Raw genomic sequence first — 14,759 nt, 5'->3', positions numbered from 1 at the left:
GTCATCGTTTTGTAGTTTCGTCACCACAAAAATAGGACATACTGGTTCTTGCCTTTTTTTATGAGAAAGCCCTGCTTGGGAATGGGACCTCCGGACGGATCTCGTTCACTGGAACGATAAACATTTTGAGCTGTTGGGCCTGCCGGTCCGGGAAGGCCCTGTTTATGCGGATACATTTCTAAGCCATCTGCATCCGGACGATGCAGAATCAATTAAAGCCCAACTGGCAGACAGCATCCGGTACCGGATACCATATGATGCTGAATTCCGGATTGTGAAGGAAGATGGTTCGGTAGCCTGGATGAGCGGTTACGGGCATGTAACAGCCGAAAAAGACGGCCAGCCCGTGCAGGTAAGCGGGGTCATGTTTGACATTTCCATGCGTAAAAAAGCGGAGCTCGCTCTTCAGGATGCCAGTCGCAGAAAAGATGAATTTCTGGCCATGCTGGCCCATGAATTACGGAATCCGATGGCTACCATCCGGAATGGACTGACGATTCTGGAGTTGAAAGCAAGTGATATGGTCGCGCAAACGACAATCAATATGATGAACCGCCAGACCAGCCATTTGGTCAGAATGGTTGATGATCTGCTGGATGTAGGCCGCATTACGCAGGGGAAAATTGAGCTCCGGAAGAAAACGGTCAATCTGGTAACACTCGCCCGGCAGGCAGCAGAGAGTGTTTTTCCGTTATTTCAGCAGGAAGGCAAACTACTTGAGGTAACGCTGCCACCGGGACCGGTCGAACTTGATGGCGATGCTACGCGGCTAACGCAGGTAATGATCAACCTCCTGACAAACGGTGTGCGCTATACAACAGACACCGGAAAAGTATTGCTTTCACTTGACCATCAGGCCTATGAGGCAGTCATCCGTGTAGAAGACAACGGAATTGGTCTTCACCGTGACGAATTGGCCCGAATCTTTGATTTATTTGTTCAGGTAGACAATTCGTTAGCCCGTTCCAGGGGAGGGCTTGGTCTGGGACTTACCCTGGTTAAAAGTCTGGTTCACCTGCATGGCGGCCGCGTTGAGGCTTCCAGTGATGGATTAGGTCTGGGCAGTAGCTTTACGGTTACACTTCCTACCCTTAACCCGGGCTTAGCCGCTTTGCCGGAAACCCCGGCACGGCTTCTGGTCATTGATGATAATGACGACTCCGCCCGTACGCTCAGCATGCTGTTACAACTGAAAGGGTATGAGACATGCACTGAAAATAGCGGCCCGGCCGGCATTGCCGCCGCCACGAAGCAGCAACCGGCAGCCATTGTTATGGATATTGGCATGCCTAGAATGGATGGTTTCGAAGCATGCCACTATATCCGGCAGCAGACCTGGGGCCAAAACCTTGTTATAATCGCGTTAACCGGCTATAGTCAGGCGGCCGACCGGCTCCGGTCCAGCCAGTGCGGTTTTGACGGTCACCTCGTTAAACCGGTTGATATACATGAATTAACGGAGATGATCGGGAGTCTTATTAAGCAAAAGCAGACAACCACATCCTGAAGCCGTTTTAATAGTGTCCTATACAGGGCAACTCAACAGCATTAAGCCAGTAATCGGCCAAAGAACTAAATAAGCGTACCCACTGTATCTGGTCACCGGGTTTAACCAGATACGAACTGACGCCCATATCATATACCTCATTAACATCGTCCTGATCGGCCGAGGCGCTCAGGACAACGATAACCAGTTTATTAAACTGATGATGATGATGCAGATCCCTGATCAGCTTCAGACCGGCATGTTTCGTTGGTAAATACAGGTCCAGCAGGATCAGGTAAGGCAACGTCTGACCGGTATTGATCCATTCGGAGAGCTGATCGATGGTTCCCTTGCTGTCACGGCACCACGTAACCGAAAAATCAGGGGCAGCCTCTTTAAGGGCTTCCTGCATCAAAACCCAGTGGTCCGGATTATCCTCGATGACCAGTACTGATTTGCATTTATTTGCCTGAAGTCTGAATGAATATCCCATTGGCTACGGCTGTTTAGGACTTTTTTTACATGATTGATTATCAGACCATTCCGTTTTCGGTCTGGTGTACCACCTGATCTGCTTCCGGTTTATTCAGGTGCTTCACCATCAGCCCTTCCATACAGATCCAGGTGGCATCCCATGAGTTGGCTTTCAACCAGTTGTCGAGCTGTTCCCTGCATGGAAATGATGGCTGGCTGAGTGCGGTCTGAATGGCAACGTTAAATCCCGCTGCATCCGGCTTTATCTGTACACAATCCCAGTCAGCATACGCCTGGATAACATCATGGATCGGGGTAGAGACAACCGGCAGACCTGCTGCCAGGTATTCGGGTGTCTTGGTCGGACTGATAAATCGGGTGGCTTCGTTTAAGGCAAACGGGAGAATGGCGACCTGCCAGTTGCTCATGTAAGCCGGTAAATCGCTATAGGCCTTCATCCCAATGTAGTGCAGATTGGGGCCTGCCGGTAGCGAGGCCGGATCAATTTTCACCACCGGGCCCAGAAAGATAAACTGCCATTCCGGCTGGCTCCGGGCCAGCTCTGCCACCAGGGCACAATCGAAACGCTCGTCGATAACCCCGCAGAAACCGATCTTAGGGCCCGTAATACCTGCCTGATCGGCCGGTTCCGGCAGGGCTTGCCGCGCCTGTGCAAAATGCTCGTAATCAATGGCGCTCGGGAATAAACGGGCATGCTGATGCAGGTGTTTTTTGCTCTCAAAGAGACTATATCCACCGGTAAACAGCAGGTCGGCGCGCCGGATCAACGCCCGTTCAATGGCTGCCAGTCCGGCGTGTGCCCCCAGAAAACCGGTAAGTTCGTCCATGCAGTCATATACGGTAAGAACGGGCGTAAGCCTGTCACTGAAGCCCAGCATCATGGGCGAGTAATACCAGGCTATATAGCGTGACATACCTGCTTTCGTCAGCCACTCACTCAGCCATTCCCGCAGCAACGCATTCCGCTCTTCAGCCGTACGGGAAGCGGCTATGTGCGGGCAAAGCACAAAAATGGCCGGCCCTACCTGTCGGATCCTGAGCTCCTCCTGCTGGTCGTCAATGGGTTCTTCCCAGAAATAAACCGGCCATTGCCCGCTGGCCCGCTGCATCAGATGCTGCGGGCGCTGGTACACAAAATGCCAGCGCAGGTGTGAAAAACAAATGAGTCCCTGCATGGCAGCGTTGTTCGTCAGCTCTTCATGATTGTGTTGTGTCGGTGTCTGTTGACAGGTAAGCATATTGGTGCGCGTTTACAGTAAATGAGGTTGCCGATTGCCGGATTAGCCTAAACATCAGAAGCGTATACAGACAGGCTTCCATTTACGTATGTTAATCGGGCTGAAACAATACATGAACAACCAGGTCCAGGCCAGTTAGGCATATCCCGGGTCTCAGCAAATGAGGAAACGGGATGCACATGCCGGTGGTAACCAAAACCTCATTTACTGGTGCGTTAATCAAACGAACGCCGGAGGTGTTGCATTAATGCTTGTGTATAACCCAATGGTTAATTCAATAGATTATGGCAACGAAACAAGCAAAACAACCGGACTCGGCACTACGGGAATTATTTGTGAATGAATTACAGGATATCCTCTGGGCAGAAAAGTATCTGGTCAAAAACCTGCCGAAGCTGGCAAAGGGAGCCACATCCGAAGACCTGCGAGCTGCTTTTGAAAAACACCTGGCAGAAACCGAAGGTCACGTTCAGCGGCTTGAGCAGGTATTTTCGGTGATCGGTGAAAAAGTGGCTACCAAAAAATGCCTGGCCATGGACGGCCTTGTTAAGGAAGCCAAAGAACTGCTGGAGGACACAGAGACAGGGACCAGCACCCGTGATGTCGCCCTGATTTCGGCTGCGCAGAAAGTAGAGCATTACGAAATTGCGTCCTATGGGACACTCCGTACCCTGGCCAGTCAGCTTGGTCTCGACGAGGCCGCCGGTTTATTAGACCAGACGTTGGCTGAAGAGAAAAAGACCGACGAATTGCTGACGGAGTTAGCCGAATCATCAATCAACGCCGACGCCAGTCAGGAATAGAGACTTCATAGTAAATAAAAGACCACCGGGATTATAAAGGCAAGGTGTAACCGCCCTTATCCCGGTGGTCTTCTTTTATTAGTTCCGCTTGTTTTTACCGCCTAAAACCGACCAGACGGCAGTTGCTACAGCCACCGTCACCGCCACACGAATCAGGACCCGCTGCGGATTGTATTTCCACTCGGCTATACGGCCTTTTTCCTTAAATACATTCGGAAAGCGACCCTGTTTAACATCGTCCACGATTCCCTCAACCGCCTCGACGCGGTCGGCCAGCAACAGCGGCAACCAGTGCCCGTAGTGCGATTCACTGTATCTGAAGGCATAGCGGCGGAGCTGGCCACTCAAGCCTTTAGGCGGCGAGGCCGTACCGAAAGTAGCGGACAGATTCGGGCGTTCAATCGAATGCAGGACTTCTACCCCGCTCGTTTGCTGTGCAGGGCGCTCCCATGTGTACCCTTTCTGTTCTTCATCCGTCCGTTTTTTAATCGGATACGTCGGGTCGTTTTTAGGGTCAATGTCAATGCCCCACCCGTTGATATGCGAAAATTTCTCTGCTAATGGTTCCATACTACGAATTGGCTCTGGAGGGGATTAACACGGTTTTGATACAGTTATCGAGCTTATCGGAGAAAATCCGGTACGCATCGGCGATTTCTTCCAGCGGAACCCAATGCGTAATCATGGCCTTTGGATTGAGCACCCCGCTCTGAATATGACCGATCAGGCGCGGAAGCAGCCGTTTAACCGACGCCTGGTTCGCCCGGATCGTAATACCTTTGTTTACGACGTTGCCGATTGGCACAAGGTTATCCGTTGGCCCATATACCCCGACAATAGAGACAATTCCCCCTTTTTTAACCGAATTAATGGCCCAGTGCAGCGCGGTGGTCGAACCGGCCTGCAACAGCATTTTCCGGCCGGTCAGGGTATTAAGCGCGTTCCCGGCGGCTTCGGCCCCAACGGCATCAATACAGACTTCCGCCCCCATCCAGTCGGTTGTTTTCTTGATAAAGACAACCGGATCTTCGATTGACCGGAAGTTGTAGGCTTCACACTGTGCAAAGTTGCGGACAAACTCCAGCCGGTATTCTTCCTGATCGATGACAATCACGCGGCCGGCGCCGAACAGCCAGGCGCATTTGGCGGCCATGATGCCGATCGGACCTGCCCCGAAGACAACCACGGTATCCCCCGGCTGAATACCGCCCATCTCGGCGGCCTGATAGCCGGTTGGTACCACGTCCGTCAGCAGAACGGCATCGTCGGGGTCCATCCAGTCCGGAATAAACGTCGGGCCGAAATCAGCATAGGGTACACGGACATATTCGGCCTGGCCCCCATCGTAGCCACCGGCCGTATGCGAATACCCGAAAATTCCACCGACGGCGGTTGCTTCCGGATTCGATTCATGGCAATTACCGTATAACTCCTGCCGGCAGAACGCACATTTGCTACAGGCAATGTTAAACGGCACCATCACGGTATCGCCCGGTTTCAGGTTCTGAATAGCCGGTCCGACTTCTTCCACGACCCCGATAAACTCATGGCCAAAAGTGGAGCCTACCCGCGTATCGGGGACGTTTCCGTTATAGAGGTGCAGATCCGACCCGCAGATACAAGTCCGGGTAACCCGCACAATGGCATCTTCCGGGTGCTGAATCTGAGGCATGGGTTTGTGATCAATCCGGACCCGTTGCGGGCCCCTGTAATTCATTGCCAGCATATTCGTTTGATTAAATGGATTGAGTTAACTGAACAGGCAGGGCACACCCATTATGTTGTTTGCCCTGCCTGTTGAAACAGGGGAACCGGACGGTTAACCCGCCGTCTATGGCAAAAAATGAGGAAACGAGTCGATTAGCTATTTGCCCGTCCGGATCCTAAGCTTTCGGTGATTGGCACCATTGACATACTGAACCAGCAAAACGATGGCAGCTATACGTTGTCAGCACACAGGCTACTATTCCGGCTACCAGCGCAAAATGGTCTACTGGCAACCTGTACGAAATGGTTCATCACCCGAACCGGCTCCGTCAGAGTTCAGCCTTACGTCAGGGCCGGAAAAACAGGTTTTGGTCCGGCCGGGAATTTCGCCTGACGCATCAGGTTGCGTCCTGAGTTGTTGTCCTGAGTAATGCTTCCAGGTCAATTTCTGCCGAAGGACGGCAGTCAGCTTTCAGGATCTGCTGCATGAAGACAAGACTGGCTTCGGTCCGCTCCGCCGAGCTGGTCGCGATGCAATCGGAGGGCACCAGAACTTCATATTCATGCAGATAGGCATCCTGAGCCGTAAACTGCACGCATACATCGCCGCTGATACCGGTAAAAATCAGTTTCCGGGCCTTCAGGGCAGTAAGCAGTACGTTGAGCGGTGTCGCGAAAAACGCCGAGTGTTTGGGCTTCAGCACAAAATAGTCATCTTTATCGGGCACAAGCAGCTCCACAATAGGCTTGCCCAACACATCATCGTTCAGGCAATGGCTGACCAGGGTTTTCAGATCTGACCGCCACTGTCCGAAGTTATCATTAGCATAGACAACCGGTATGCCCAGGGCTTTGGCGCGATGTTTTAGTTGGCTGATGGCTTTAGCTGCCGCCAGCATGGGGGCAAAGAGTTCCGGTCCTTCGGCAAAATCAAGATCATTGATCATGTCGATAATAATAAGGGCCACCGGACTCGAATCCGGCACATTGCCGTGTAAATCGTCGGATTGGTTTTCTGCCATAGTTGTACTGTTTAAAACTGTCTTCAGGCTGAAGATCATCCTGTCTTTCGGGTTCCGGCTTAACAGCGTATCTGCAAAATGGTTTATAAATGATGAGTTAACAGCCCTGCCCTTCCCGGCAGCAGCCACCCAGTCAGTCCTTCAGTAACTGGTGCAGTATTCATACGGCTTATTCGTTAGCCCCGTTTGATTTCCGCTATTATGACACAAGAACCGCCCCCTGGCAATGCGTCAATAAACTCCGGATCGCAGTCAGGTATCCTGGGTTTTCGTCCTGATTTTCAATCAACGTAAACTTCCGGGTGTTTAAGATGTCGCTTCGCTGAGAGATAAATAGTAAGATGATGGCCATGGTCGTAAATCATACCTCTGATAAATATCTCCGGATAATGATGGCTGAGGGCAATGTGTCGCCGGCTATACCCGACGTCTGGTAACCGGAAGATGGTCAAGCCATTAAGGTAGTACCTGGCGCGGCCCAGGCCGATCACCTATATGGTTTATTTTCCTGTCTAACCTGATCACCACGAAGAACTGGATTTGCGGCAGGAACTGCCTCTTTACATGCGTAACCCCTGCCCCGGTATTGCCCATACCGGAGCCTGTCACCCAGGCTGGTAGCTGATTATACCCGACAACTAATTGATAAACAGTTACTGGAGCAAAAACTTCTGGAACTCTATGAACACCGGAAGCCGGAAGCAAAAAAAAAGCCCCGGTTCTAAACCGGGGCCCAAAAACGATGAGTACTGAAGGTTGCAGATCAAGTAACAGTAACACCGGATGACGCATAGTACTTCCGGTTTTAGTTGACGCAGTCAGCCCCGCCCGCTACAGTAACAACCGGTTCAGGGTTACCGAACGCCCGGCAACCAGCCGGATCTGTTTAACCCGTGCGCCATACCGGACAGCATACAGGCCTGTCCGGCCGGCCGTTAACGTTGTGGAAGTGAGCGCTCCGTTTTTCCAGCGCAGGGCGACGGTTACACCTCCCCGTGCACGTAATCCGGTGACTTCCCCTTCGCCCCAGGTAGCCGGTAAAGCGGGCAGCAGGTCAATTTCACCGGCATGGCTTTGCAACAGCATCTCTGTCACCCCCGCCGTATAGCCGAAGTTACTGTCAATCTGAAAGGGCGGTCCGACGCCAAACATATTCGGATACGATCCGCCGTCTTCCACGTACCCGGTTTTGGTCAGATCACGCGGCGTTACCAGCCGCCGGACCAGTTCATGAGCACGGGATGCCTCCCGCAAACGGGCATACAGGTTGATTTTCCAGGCCGAACTCCAGCCTACGCTTTTGTCACCCCGTGCCTCCAGCGATACCAGAGCTGCTTTTGCCCATGCCGGTGTGACGGCCGGCACAATCTGCCGTCCGGGATACACCGCAAACATATGGGAAACATGCCGGTGATGGTCCTGAGGATCGTCAAGGTCCTGCATCCATTCCTGTAACTGCCCCCATTTACCGATCTGAGGACCCAGTAACCGTGAACGCATTTCGTCAATTTTTTTCCGGAACGGTTCATCAACCCCCAGGACCCGTGACGCTTCGATATAGTTTGTAAACAGGTCGTAAACAATCTGCTGATCGTAGGACACCCCCGGATACTCCCCTGTGTCCTTTTCATTTTTCCCTGGTCCGTGTTCAGGCGACCACCCATCCGGTGTAATCAGCTTACCGTCCGGCGCCTCAACCAGATGATCAACCCAGTACTCTGTGACCTCCTTCAACAGCGGATACGCCTGATTCTTGAGAAACGTTTTGTCTCCCCCGAAGCAATAATGTTCCCAGAAATGCTGGCTCAGCCAGGCACTACCCGGCCGGTGAATGTGCCACGCCGAAGTGCCCCCCATGGTATTGTTTGTACTGTAAATTATCCAGCCTTTCCTTGTTTTCAGCGCCGGATCAGCCGACCGTTTCTGAACTGCGGCCAGATTATTGACCCAATCGAACAGGGGCCGATGGCATTCGGAGAGGTTGGTTGGTTCAGCCAGCCAGTAGTTCATTTCCACATTTATATTTGTTGTGTACTGCGAGTACCAGGCTGGTTTACTTTCGTTGTTCCAGAGTCCCTGCAAATTGGCCGGTAATCCACCGTGCCGTGAGCTGCTGATTAACAGATAGCGACCATACTGAAATAACAGTGCTTCCAGCGCCGGATCGGCCTTTCCGGCACCATAGGCTGCCATCCGCTCTGTAGTAGATTGTACAGCTGACGGGCCACCCTGACCTAACCGCAGGCTAACCCGACCGAAAAGCGATGCATAATCCGCTATATGTCTTGCTTTCAGCTGCTCAGCGGTCATGCCGGCCGCTTTGTCCAGCGCAGAGGTAACGCGGTTATGCGGATGGGGTCCTGAAAAATTTGTTTCAGCGTGATTGTCAAATGACGTCCCCGCAGCCAGCAATACCGTAATCGCTGATGCCTTCACCACACGGATTCCTTCCAGGGTGGCTGAAACGCTCCCCCCGCTGACCTGTACACGCACCTGTGACTCGAAAGCCATACCGTTATCAAGGGTTCCGGTGGCCGTCAGCCGGTTGCCGTCGATCCGGACCGGAGCCCCGTGCGCATCAGTTAACCGGACCACTCCCGTCAACCGGCCGGGTTGGCTGGCAGTCAGGTACAGCACCTGCACCTGATCCGGGAAGCTGGCAAATGCGGTGCGGGTATAGGTTACTCCTCCCGATTCATACCGGACTGAGTGTACAGCATGTTGCAGATCCAGCTCCCGCCGGTAATTACGTACGGGGCCAGCTGAGTCTAGATCAACAAACACATCTCCGAACGGCTGATAGTTACCGACTTTCTGCGTGGTTCCCGTTACCAGCGATTGCTCATTGAACTGGATATGTTCGGTACGGACACCGCCAAACACCATTCCACCCATGCGGCCATTTCCGAGAGGCAGTGCTTCAAGCCACTTGTCAGCAGGTTTTGCATACCAGAGGCTGGTCGATCCCGTTGCCGGAAGCGTCTGACCCATTAAGCCGGTTGCCTGAATCAGATAACTGAGCATGAACAGTCCTGTGACGTTCCGCATTCGTTTAAGCAGTTGAGTTTTCAAACCATTACTGTTACCGGCATGCCTTTCCGGAAAGGATACAGCCGGTATACCATGAGGATTTACACGTTGAGCCATCTAATTACTTATAGGTAAGTAAGGTGGTGGCAGTACAGGCTTTGTCGGTCCGGAAACGGACCCAGCGAGCCTGAAAATCCGGCGGAAACAGATAGCGTACCGTTTGCCCGGGGGCTACCGTAACCGTCTTATAAACCATCCATTGACCTGTCCCGACCGGATCAGCTTCTACCGTAAAGGTAACCGGCGCAGCTGCCTTATGTGTCAGTGATAGGGTGCGTTGATCGTAAAAACCAATCAGGTAAGGGTCGGAAGGCACGTTTGCTGAAACAGCCTCACCCTGCCACGGCCCGCCCACACCAACAGGCTTGCCCAGTTTCCAGAGATCGTCGATAGTACCGGCCCACACTGCGGCCTTCCGGTCATCAGATACGATAATGTGGTCCTTGCCAGAAGCAGCCGGCAGATCAATACCGGTCATGACCAGCAGACCGCGGTAAGATGCGTAATCATTGATACGCAGCTGATGGGAAGCTACGGGTCGGATTTTGGCAAACCCATCGGCATTTTCTGCCGGCAGTTCATAGAAGGTTCCGTGGCAGTTGAAAAGGTCCCGTTCTGTAGCCACCTCCCGGCAAATCCGCAGGTCACCCTCATTGGTCAGGCCGGTGTAACGGGCATTGCCTAACGGTAGACGCCAGCGACGACCCTTCTCATCCACAATCAGCACCGATGCAGCTTCAATCGTCACGACCTGTTTAGGAATTGCAAATTTTGACCGGATGAAGGCTTCCGTCGAATCATTTTTTTTCCGGACCAGCTGCATGTCAGCTCCTAATTCATAATACCCGATATCCGTTGCCTTGCTGTTGGTGTATTGCCGGGCGAGGATACCGAGTGCACGGCGGTTATCGCCCAGCCCATAGAGTAATCCGCCGGTCGATGCCGGAGCTGTGACCGGGCTCAACCCGGTAAATATCGGATGGGCGGCTGTGGGGCGGGTATCAGGTGCTGTGTAGGTAAAGTGCGCCGTCAACCTGGCGGCTGCGCTGGTTTTTACCCGGATCCATTCGCCGGCAGCTTTAGGGTCAAACGAAATCTGCCGGGCCTGCTGACTGCCGAGCGTTACCGACTGAAGCGGAGTCCAGGTACCGGTGCCAGTTTTGTCGACCTCTACAGTAAGCGTGACATTCCCTTCGCTGTGGTTCTGTAGCCAGGCAGCCCTGTTCTGCCATCCTGCAAAGAGAAACGGCTCTGAGTAGCCGCCTTCGGCTACAGCTTCGTTCAGCCACACAGCCCCTTCGGCCGTATTGGGACCCAGCTGGTCCGGGGCGTTCAGGGGAGTAAACCAGAGATTAGAGTTTGACTGACCCGGCCCTTCGATACCGCCTTTCTCCCTGCGTTTGTTGAGGAACTCTTTCTGAGCCGAATCGTCACAGCCGAAGACCAGCCGGTCATTCCACCGCGTAAAATCACCGATAACCTTCAGATAAGCGGAACGCGGACGGATACCGGCAGTATTTGCGGCGGAAAACGTGCCCGGAAAACGCCAGAAAAGGCCATGCATCGTCATCAGGTAATCCGGTTTGCCTGCTTCCCCGACATCACGGATCCGTGGCCATTCGGTATTCCAGCCATGGGCGCCGTCATAGGTATGGCTCGCTTTGGGTAACCGGAAAAACGACCATTTCCCGTTGCCGCGTACGCCCAGCAGAACCGATTTATGATCCCAGCCGGTTGCCCAGAGCGGATCAGTTGCCGGATTAGCATTGCCGTAAATCCCCCCTGGGCCGGTTACTTCCACAAACTGATTCCGGCGCACAACGGTCCAGGCTTTCCCGTTCCACTCGGCCAGTACACCGGCTTCGATATCGAATTGTTTCAGCGCCAGCGGACCGGGTTCTCCGTTATTGGAATACACCATCACTCCCTGACCCGAATACAGCCCTTTCCCGTGCGCCCCCGGCAGCAGGGCATTAACATGGTTATTGGCGACATCATCCTTTTTGGGTTGCTTTACATTCCCGTCGGCATACAACTGCGTCGTTTTCAGCGTCTGCGCGTTAACCCTGTAAAAACCCTCCTCCATCGTACCCAGAAGCAGGTCCTGCTGCGGATTGGTCAAATCCCTGGCTAAACCGGTAAAGCGGCCGGGAGCGTCTGTATAGGGAATAACCCGTACCTGCCGCTGCGCATCAATGGCATAGGGCCCGATAAACAGCTGATTGCTTTCTCGGTGAATCATCCGGTTCGCCGGTGTTCCGCCCTTACTTTCGGGCCGGGTAATCAGCGTCAGGTCAGGCGTAATTTCGTACAGCTTGTCCGATGAGCCGAAGGGCAGGTGGGGACCATATGTAATGACCCATAACCGGTTAGCCCAAGGCACAACGGCCCCTGTGCCGCATTCGCCTTCATTGTTGTTATAGGCCAGATGTGGATATATGCCGCTAAACTGGCGGTGACCGGCTTGCTGCGCATTGGCCGAAATGCATGCGCAAAGCCCGGCCAGGACAATGCTGATTACTTTTTTAGACATACTGTACCGGTATTGATAAACGGCCGGCTGCAAAACGCAGCCGGCCACTAATGCATTAATAACCTTCATTTTGTTTCATGTTGGCGTTAATCTGAATCTCGGCGGCTGGCACAGGCCAGAGGTACTGCTGGTTTGTCCAGGCAGTTGGCACGATCAGCTTAATCAGACCGGCATCAAACATAGGTTTAAAATCGGCGAAACCATCCTCATCGATTGCAGGCGTTGCCGGAAAAAACCATAAATTTTTATCCACTAATTTCGTCTTCAGCTCGGTTGGGTCAAGCATGCCGTAAACAGGCCGCGTCAGTGCCTTTTCTGCTAAACGCCAGCGAACCAGATCCATGTACCGCAACCCTTCGTTGGCCAGCTCCATCCGGCGTTCTGTCCGGATAGCCTTACGCAGTTCCTTCTGATTGGTCGTCGTGATCGCCGGATAAGCGGTCGTAGCAGCGGGGGCAACATCGTAGGCACGTGCCCGCACGGCATTGACCGCATCCAGAACCGATTTGTCAATCTCGTTCAGTTCGGTTTTGGCTTCGGCATACATCAGCAACAAATCAGCGAACCGGATCACAATCTGGTCCGGCTCGACCCGGTTGCCGTTCTGGAGCCACGAGTCATCAATTCCTTTTTTCCAGACCAGTCCCGTATAGGAAGCAAACTGGGCGTTGGCGCGGTTGTCGTTATTGGTAACCAGCGAATTATTGCTGGCACGGATCACCCGCAGGGCCGTTGGATTAGGATCATACACAAAGCCCAGATGTACTGTACCAAACTCAACAATGGAGGCTGTGCAGCGGGGATCACGGTTTTTAAACGGATTCCGCGGATCAAACAACGGAGATTTGTCGATCGGCAGCCCGTCTTTACACAGGTAGCTGCAGAACATATCCCAGGTCGGTGCAATGGCCGCAAACCCTCCGGCATTTCGGGTAATGCGGTCGAGTACATTGGACGAGGCAATGTTGACATTCAGCGCAATGGATCGGGGTAATCCGAAAATAACCTCCCGGGAGTTTTTGGTACTCTGGGCAAACAGGTTCGCGTAACCGGTATGCAGGCTGTACTCGGCCAGATCCATACAGGCCTTTGCCGATTCGGCAGCCGTTTTAAAGTCGCCCATGTACAGCGCGATCCGCGTCTTGAGCGCATAAGCTGCGCCTTTCGTTACGCGTTTAACGGACGAAGCCGCATAATTTTTTGGCAGAGCCACCGCGGCTGCATCAAAATCCTTATAGACATTAGCCAGCACCGTTTTCCGGTCCGTACGTCCTTTAGTGTAGGCTTCTTCGATAGAAATAACGCCGTCGCTGTAGACCACATCGCCGAAATAGGTAATCAGGCGGGCGTATTGTGCCGCCCTGTGAAACTTTAATTCGGCAACATACACATCAAGCTTGGCCTGCGGCACGTTTGTTTTCGTGACGGGATTATCCAGTGCTGCCAGGGCTCTGTTTGCCCGTGCAATCGCCTTATAGCTGTTCCGCCACAACAGCGTAGAGGTCCCCCACTGACTATTGGTTGTGCCTGCTTTAATCGGGGAAAGTGTAGTGCGGTAGAAACTATCGTCAGACAAGACTTCATTGCCGATTCCCTCATCGGGCGTCCACCAGTCAGGCCGGTATAAATCATTGAGTGCCAGAAGAATTTCAGACTCGCTGGAGTACCACTTTTCGGCGGATGGCTGAGCCAGCGGATAAAGGTCGAGGCTATTCTGACAGCCGGCCAGCAGCAGACCAAACCCCGTCAGGATGATGTATAATACTGATTTCATAAGGATTCTTACCAGGTTTTACTGCGTTTAAAAATTGACCGAAACACCGCCAATAAGCGTAGTGACAATGCCAAATCCTTCCGGATCCCATCCTTTAGGGTAGCGGCTCAGGCACCATAAATCGGTACCGCTTACATACAACCGGCAGCTTTTCATTAGGGCTTTGCGGGTAAACCGTTCGGGAACGGTATAGCCTACCGTCACGTTTTTAAGGCGCATATAGCCGCCGTTGAACAGCCAGAAATCGGATAACGCCCGGTTGAGGCCTTTGTTGGTCTCGGTGTAGCGGGGGTAAATGGCCGCCGCATTCTGGTCAGGCGTGTTGTAATTGCTCCATGTCCGGCCGTCCAGTACATTCGGGAAACGTCCCCAGTTGCCGGCATTGTAATCCGTGAAGCCCAGCACGGAACTGTTCTGGTACCCGACACCCTGCACGGAAAGCCCAAGGTCGAGGTTTTTCCACGCCAGCCGGATCGTACCGCCATAGGTCCACTGAGGCAGCGATCCCCCGAGGTATGTCCGGTCATATTCAGGTGCAGGGCTTTCTCATAAAAAAAGGCAAGAACCAGTATGTCCTATTTTTGTGGTGACGAAACTACAAAACGATGACG

General features: G+C 53.0%; 11 protein-coding genes and 1 pseudogene. 3 read left to right on the top strand and 9 right to left on the bottom strand.

The window, feature by feature from the left end; all coding sequences use genetic code 11:
- Window positions 1-91 precede the first annotated feature (91 nt).
- Together AC23NW_RS35070 and AC23NW_RS35065 are read left to right on the top strand one after the other, a co-directional pair.
- A pseudogene (locus tag AC23NW_RS35070) lies at window positions 92-394 on the top strand (PAS domain-containing protein); the annotation flags it as partial.
- Complete coding sequence (locus tag AC23NW_RS35065) at window positions 380-1,507, top strand: hybrid sensor histidine kinase/response regulator (RefSeq protein ID WP_487455263.1); 1,128 nt, start codon at window positions 380-382, stop codon at window positions 1,505-1,507. The pseudogene AC23NW_RS35070 and the gene AC23NW_RS35065, both read left to right, overlap by 15 nt.
- Before the next feature lie 7 nt (window positions 1,508-1,514).
- Here AC23NW_RS35065 and AC23NW_RS35060 read toward each other — a convergent pair whose 3' ends face one another.
- Together AC23NW_RS35060 and AC23NW_RS35055 are read right to left on the bottom strand one after the other, a co-directional pair.
- Window positions 1,515-1,979 carry a response regulator gene (locus AC23NW_RS35060; RefSeq protein ID WP_487455262.1) on the bottom strand — a complete coding sequence of 155 codons (465 nt, stop codon included), beginning with the start codon at window positions 1,977-1,979 and terminating at the stop codon, window positions 1,515-1,517.
- Between the two features lie 40 nt (window positions 1,980-2,019).
- Complete coding sequence (locus tag AC23NW_RS35055) at window positions 2,020-3,219, bottom strand: glycosyltransferase (protein WP_487455261.1); 1,200 nt, start codon at window positions 3,217-3,219, stop codon at window positions 2,020-2,022.
- Window positions 3,220-3,503: 284 nt separating this feature from the next.
- On the opposite strand from AC23NW_RS35055, the gene AC23NW_RS35050 reads away from it, so the two are divergent.
- Window positions 3,504-4,022: a YciE/YciF ferroxidase family protein gene (locus AC23NW_RS35050; RefSeq protein WP_293834913.1), complete on the top strand. Its 519-nt coding sequence runs from the start codon at window positions 3,504-3,506 to the stop codon at window positions 4,020-4,022.
- A 78-nt stretch (window positions 4,023-4,100) separates the two neighbouring features.
- Here the strand turns inward: AC23NW_RS35050 and AC23NW_RS35045 are convergent, their stop codons facing one another.
- From AC23NW_RS35045 to AC23NW_RS35015, 7 genes are all read right to left on the bottom strand, one after another.
- Window positions 4,101-4,592, bottom strand: coding sequence for a hypothetical protein (locus AC23NW_RS35045; RefSeq protein WP_487455260.1), 492 nt, complete (start codon window positions 4,590-4,592; stop codon window positions 4,101-4,103).
- Window position 4,593: 1 nt separating this feature from the next.
- On the bottom strand, window positions 4,594-5,748 hold the full coding sequence (locus tag AC23NW_RS35040; RefSeq protein ID WP_487455259.1) for a zinc-dependent alcohol dehydrogenase: 1,155 nt from the start codon (window positions 5,746-5,748) through the stop codon (window positions 4,594-4,596).
- Window positions 5,749-6,127: 379 nt separating this feature from the next.
- Window positions 6,128-6,751 (bottom strand): cysteine hydrolase family protein, encoded by a 624-nt coding sequence (locus AC23NW_RS35035; protein ID WP_487455258.1) that lies wholly within the window; start codon window positions 6,749-6,751, stop codon window positions 6,128-6,130.
- A gap of 831 nt (window positions 6,752-7,582) precedes the next feature.
- Complete coding sequence (locus AC23NW_RS35030) at window positions 7,583-9,799, bottom strand: glycoside hydrolase family 95 protein (RefSeq protein WP_487455257.1); 2,217 nt, start codon at window positions 9,797-9,799, stop codon at window positions 7,583-7,585.
- A gap of 103 nt (window positions 9,800-9,902) precedes the next feature.
- Window positions 9,903-12,374 carry a hypothetical protein gene (locus AC23NW_RS35025; protein ID WP_487455256.1) on the bottom strand — a complete coding sequence of 824 codons (2,472 nt, stop codon included), beginning with the start codon at window positions 12,372-12,374 and terminating at the stop codon, window positions 9,903-9,905.
- A 55-nt stretch (window positions 12,375-12,429) separates the two neighbouring features.
- Entirely contained in the window at window positions 12,430-14,148 is a 1,719-nt protein-coding gene (locus tag AC23NW_RS35020) for a RagB/SusD family nutrient uptake outer membrane protein (RefSeq protein WP_487455255.1), read from the bottom strand.
- Between the two features lie 27 nt (window positions 14,149-14,175).
- The gene (locus AC23NW_RS35015) at window positions 14,176-14,583 is read right to left on the bottom strand and encodes a hypothetical protein (protein ID WP_487455254.1); all 408 of its coding nucleotides are present in this window, start codon (window positions 14,581-14,583) and stop codon (window positions 14,176-14,178) included.
- Window positions 14,584-14,759: the final 176 nt, after the last annotated feature.

The organism is Arsenicibacter sp. R0_47, assembly GCF_057652235.1.
Note: the sequence above shows the minus strand (reverse complement) of the source record. Positions and strands in the feature narration are given on the sequence as shown.

What these genes read in the sequence shown, in the direction of transcription:
- AC23NW_RS35050 (WP_293834913.1), top strand. Translation starts at nt 3,504, where the DNA reads ATGGCAACGAAACAAGCAAAACAACCGGACTCGGCACTACGGGAATTA.
- AC23NW_RS35060 (WP_487455262.1), bottom strand. Translation starts at nt 1,979, where the DNA reads ATGGGATATTCATTCAGACTTCAGGCAAATAAATGCAAATCAGTACTG.
- AC23NW_RS35045 (WP_487455260.1), bottom strand. Translation starts at nt 4,592, where the DNA reads ATGGAACCATTAGCAGAGAAATTTTCGCATATCAACGGGTGGGGCATT.
- AC23NW_RS35065 (WP_487455263.1), top strand. Translation starts at nt 380, where the DNA reads ATGCGTAAAAAAGCGGAGCTCGCTCTTCAGGATGCCAGTCGCAGAAAA.
- AC23NW_RS35055 (WP_487455261.1), bottom strand. Translation starts at nt 3,219, where the DNA reads ATGCTTACCTGTCAACAGACACCGACACAACACAATCATGAAGAGCTG.
- AC23NW_RS35020 (WP_487455255.1), bottom strand. Translation starts at nt 14,148, where the DNA reads ATGAAATCAGTATTATACATCATCCTGACGGGGTTTGGTCTGCTGCTG.
- AC23NW_RS35030 (WP_487455257.1), bottom strand. Translation starts at nt 9,799, where the DNA reads ATGCGGAACGTCACAGGACTGTTCATGCTCAGTTATCTGATTCAGGCA.
- AC23NW_RS35040 (WP_487455259.1), bottom strand. Translation starts at nt 5,748, where the DNA reads ATGCTGGCAATGAATTACAGGGGCCCGCAACGGGTCCGGATTGATCAC.
- AC23NW_RS35025 (WP_487455256.1), bottom strand. Translation starts at nt 12,374, where the DNA reads ATGTCTAAAAAAGTAATCAGCATTGTCCTGGCCGGGCTTTGCGCATGC.
- AC23NW_RS35035 (WP_487455258.1), bottom strand. Translation starts at nt 6,751, where the DNA reads ATGGCAGAAAACCAATCCGACGATTTACACGGCAATGTGCCGGATTCG.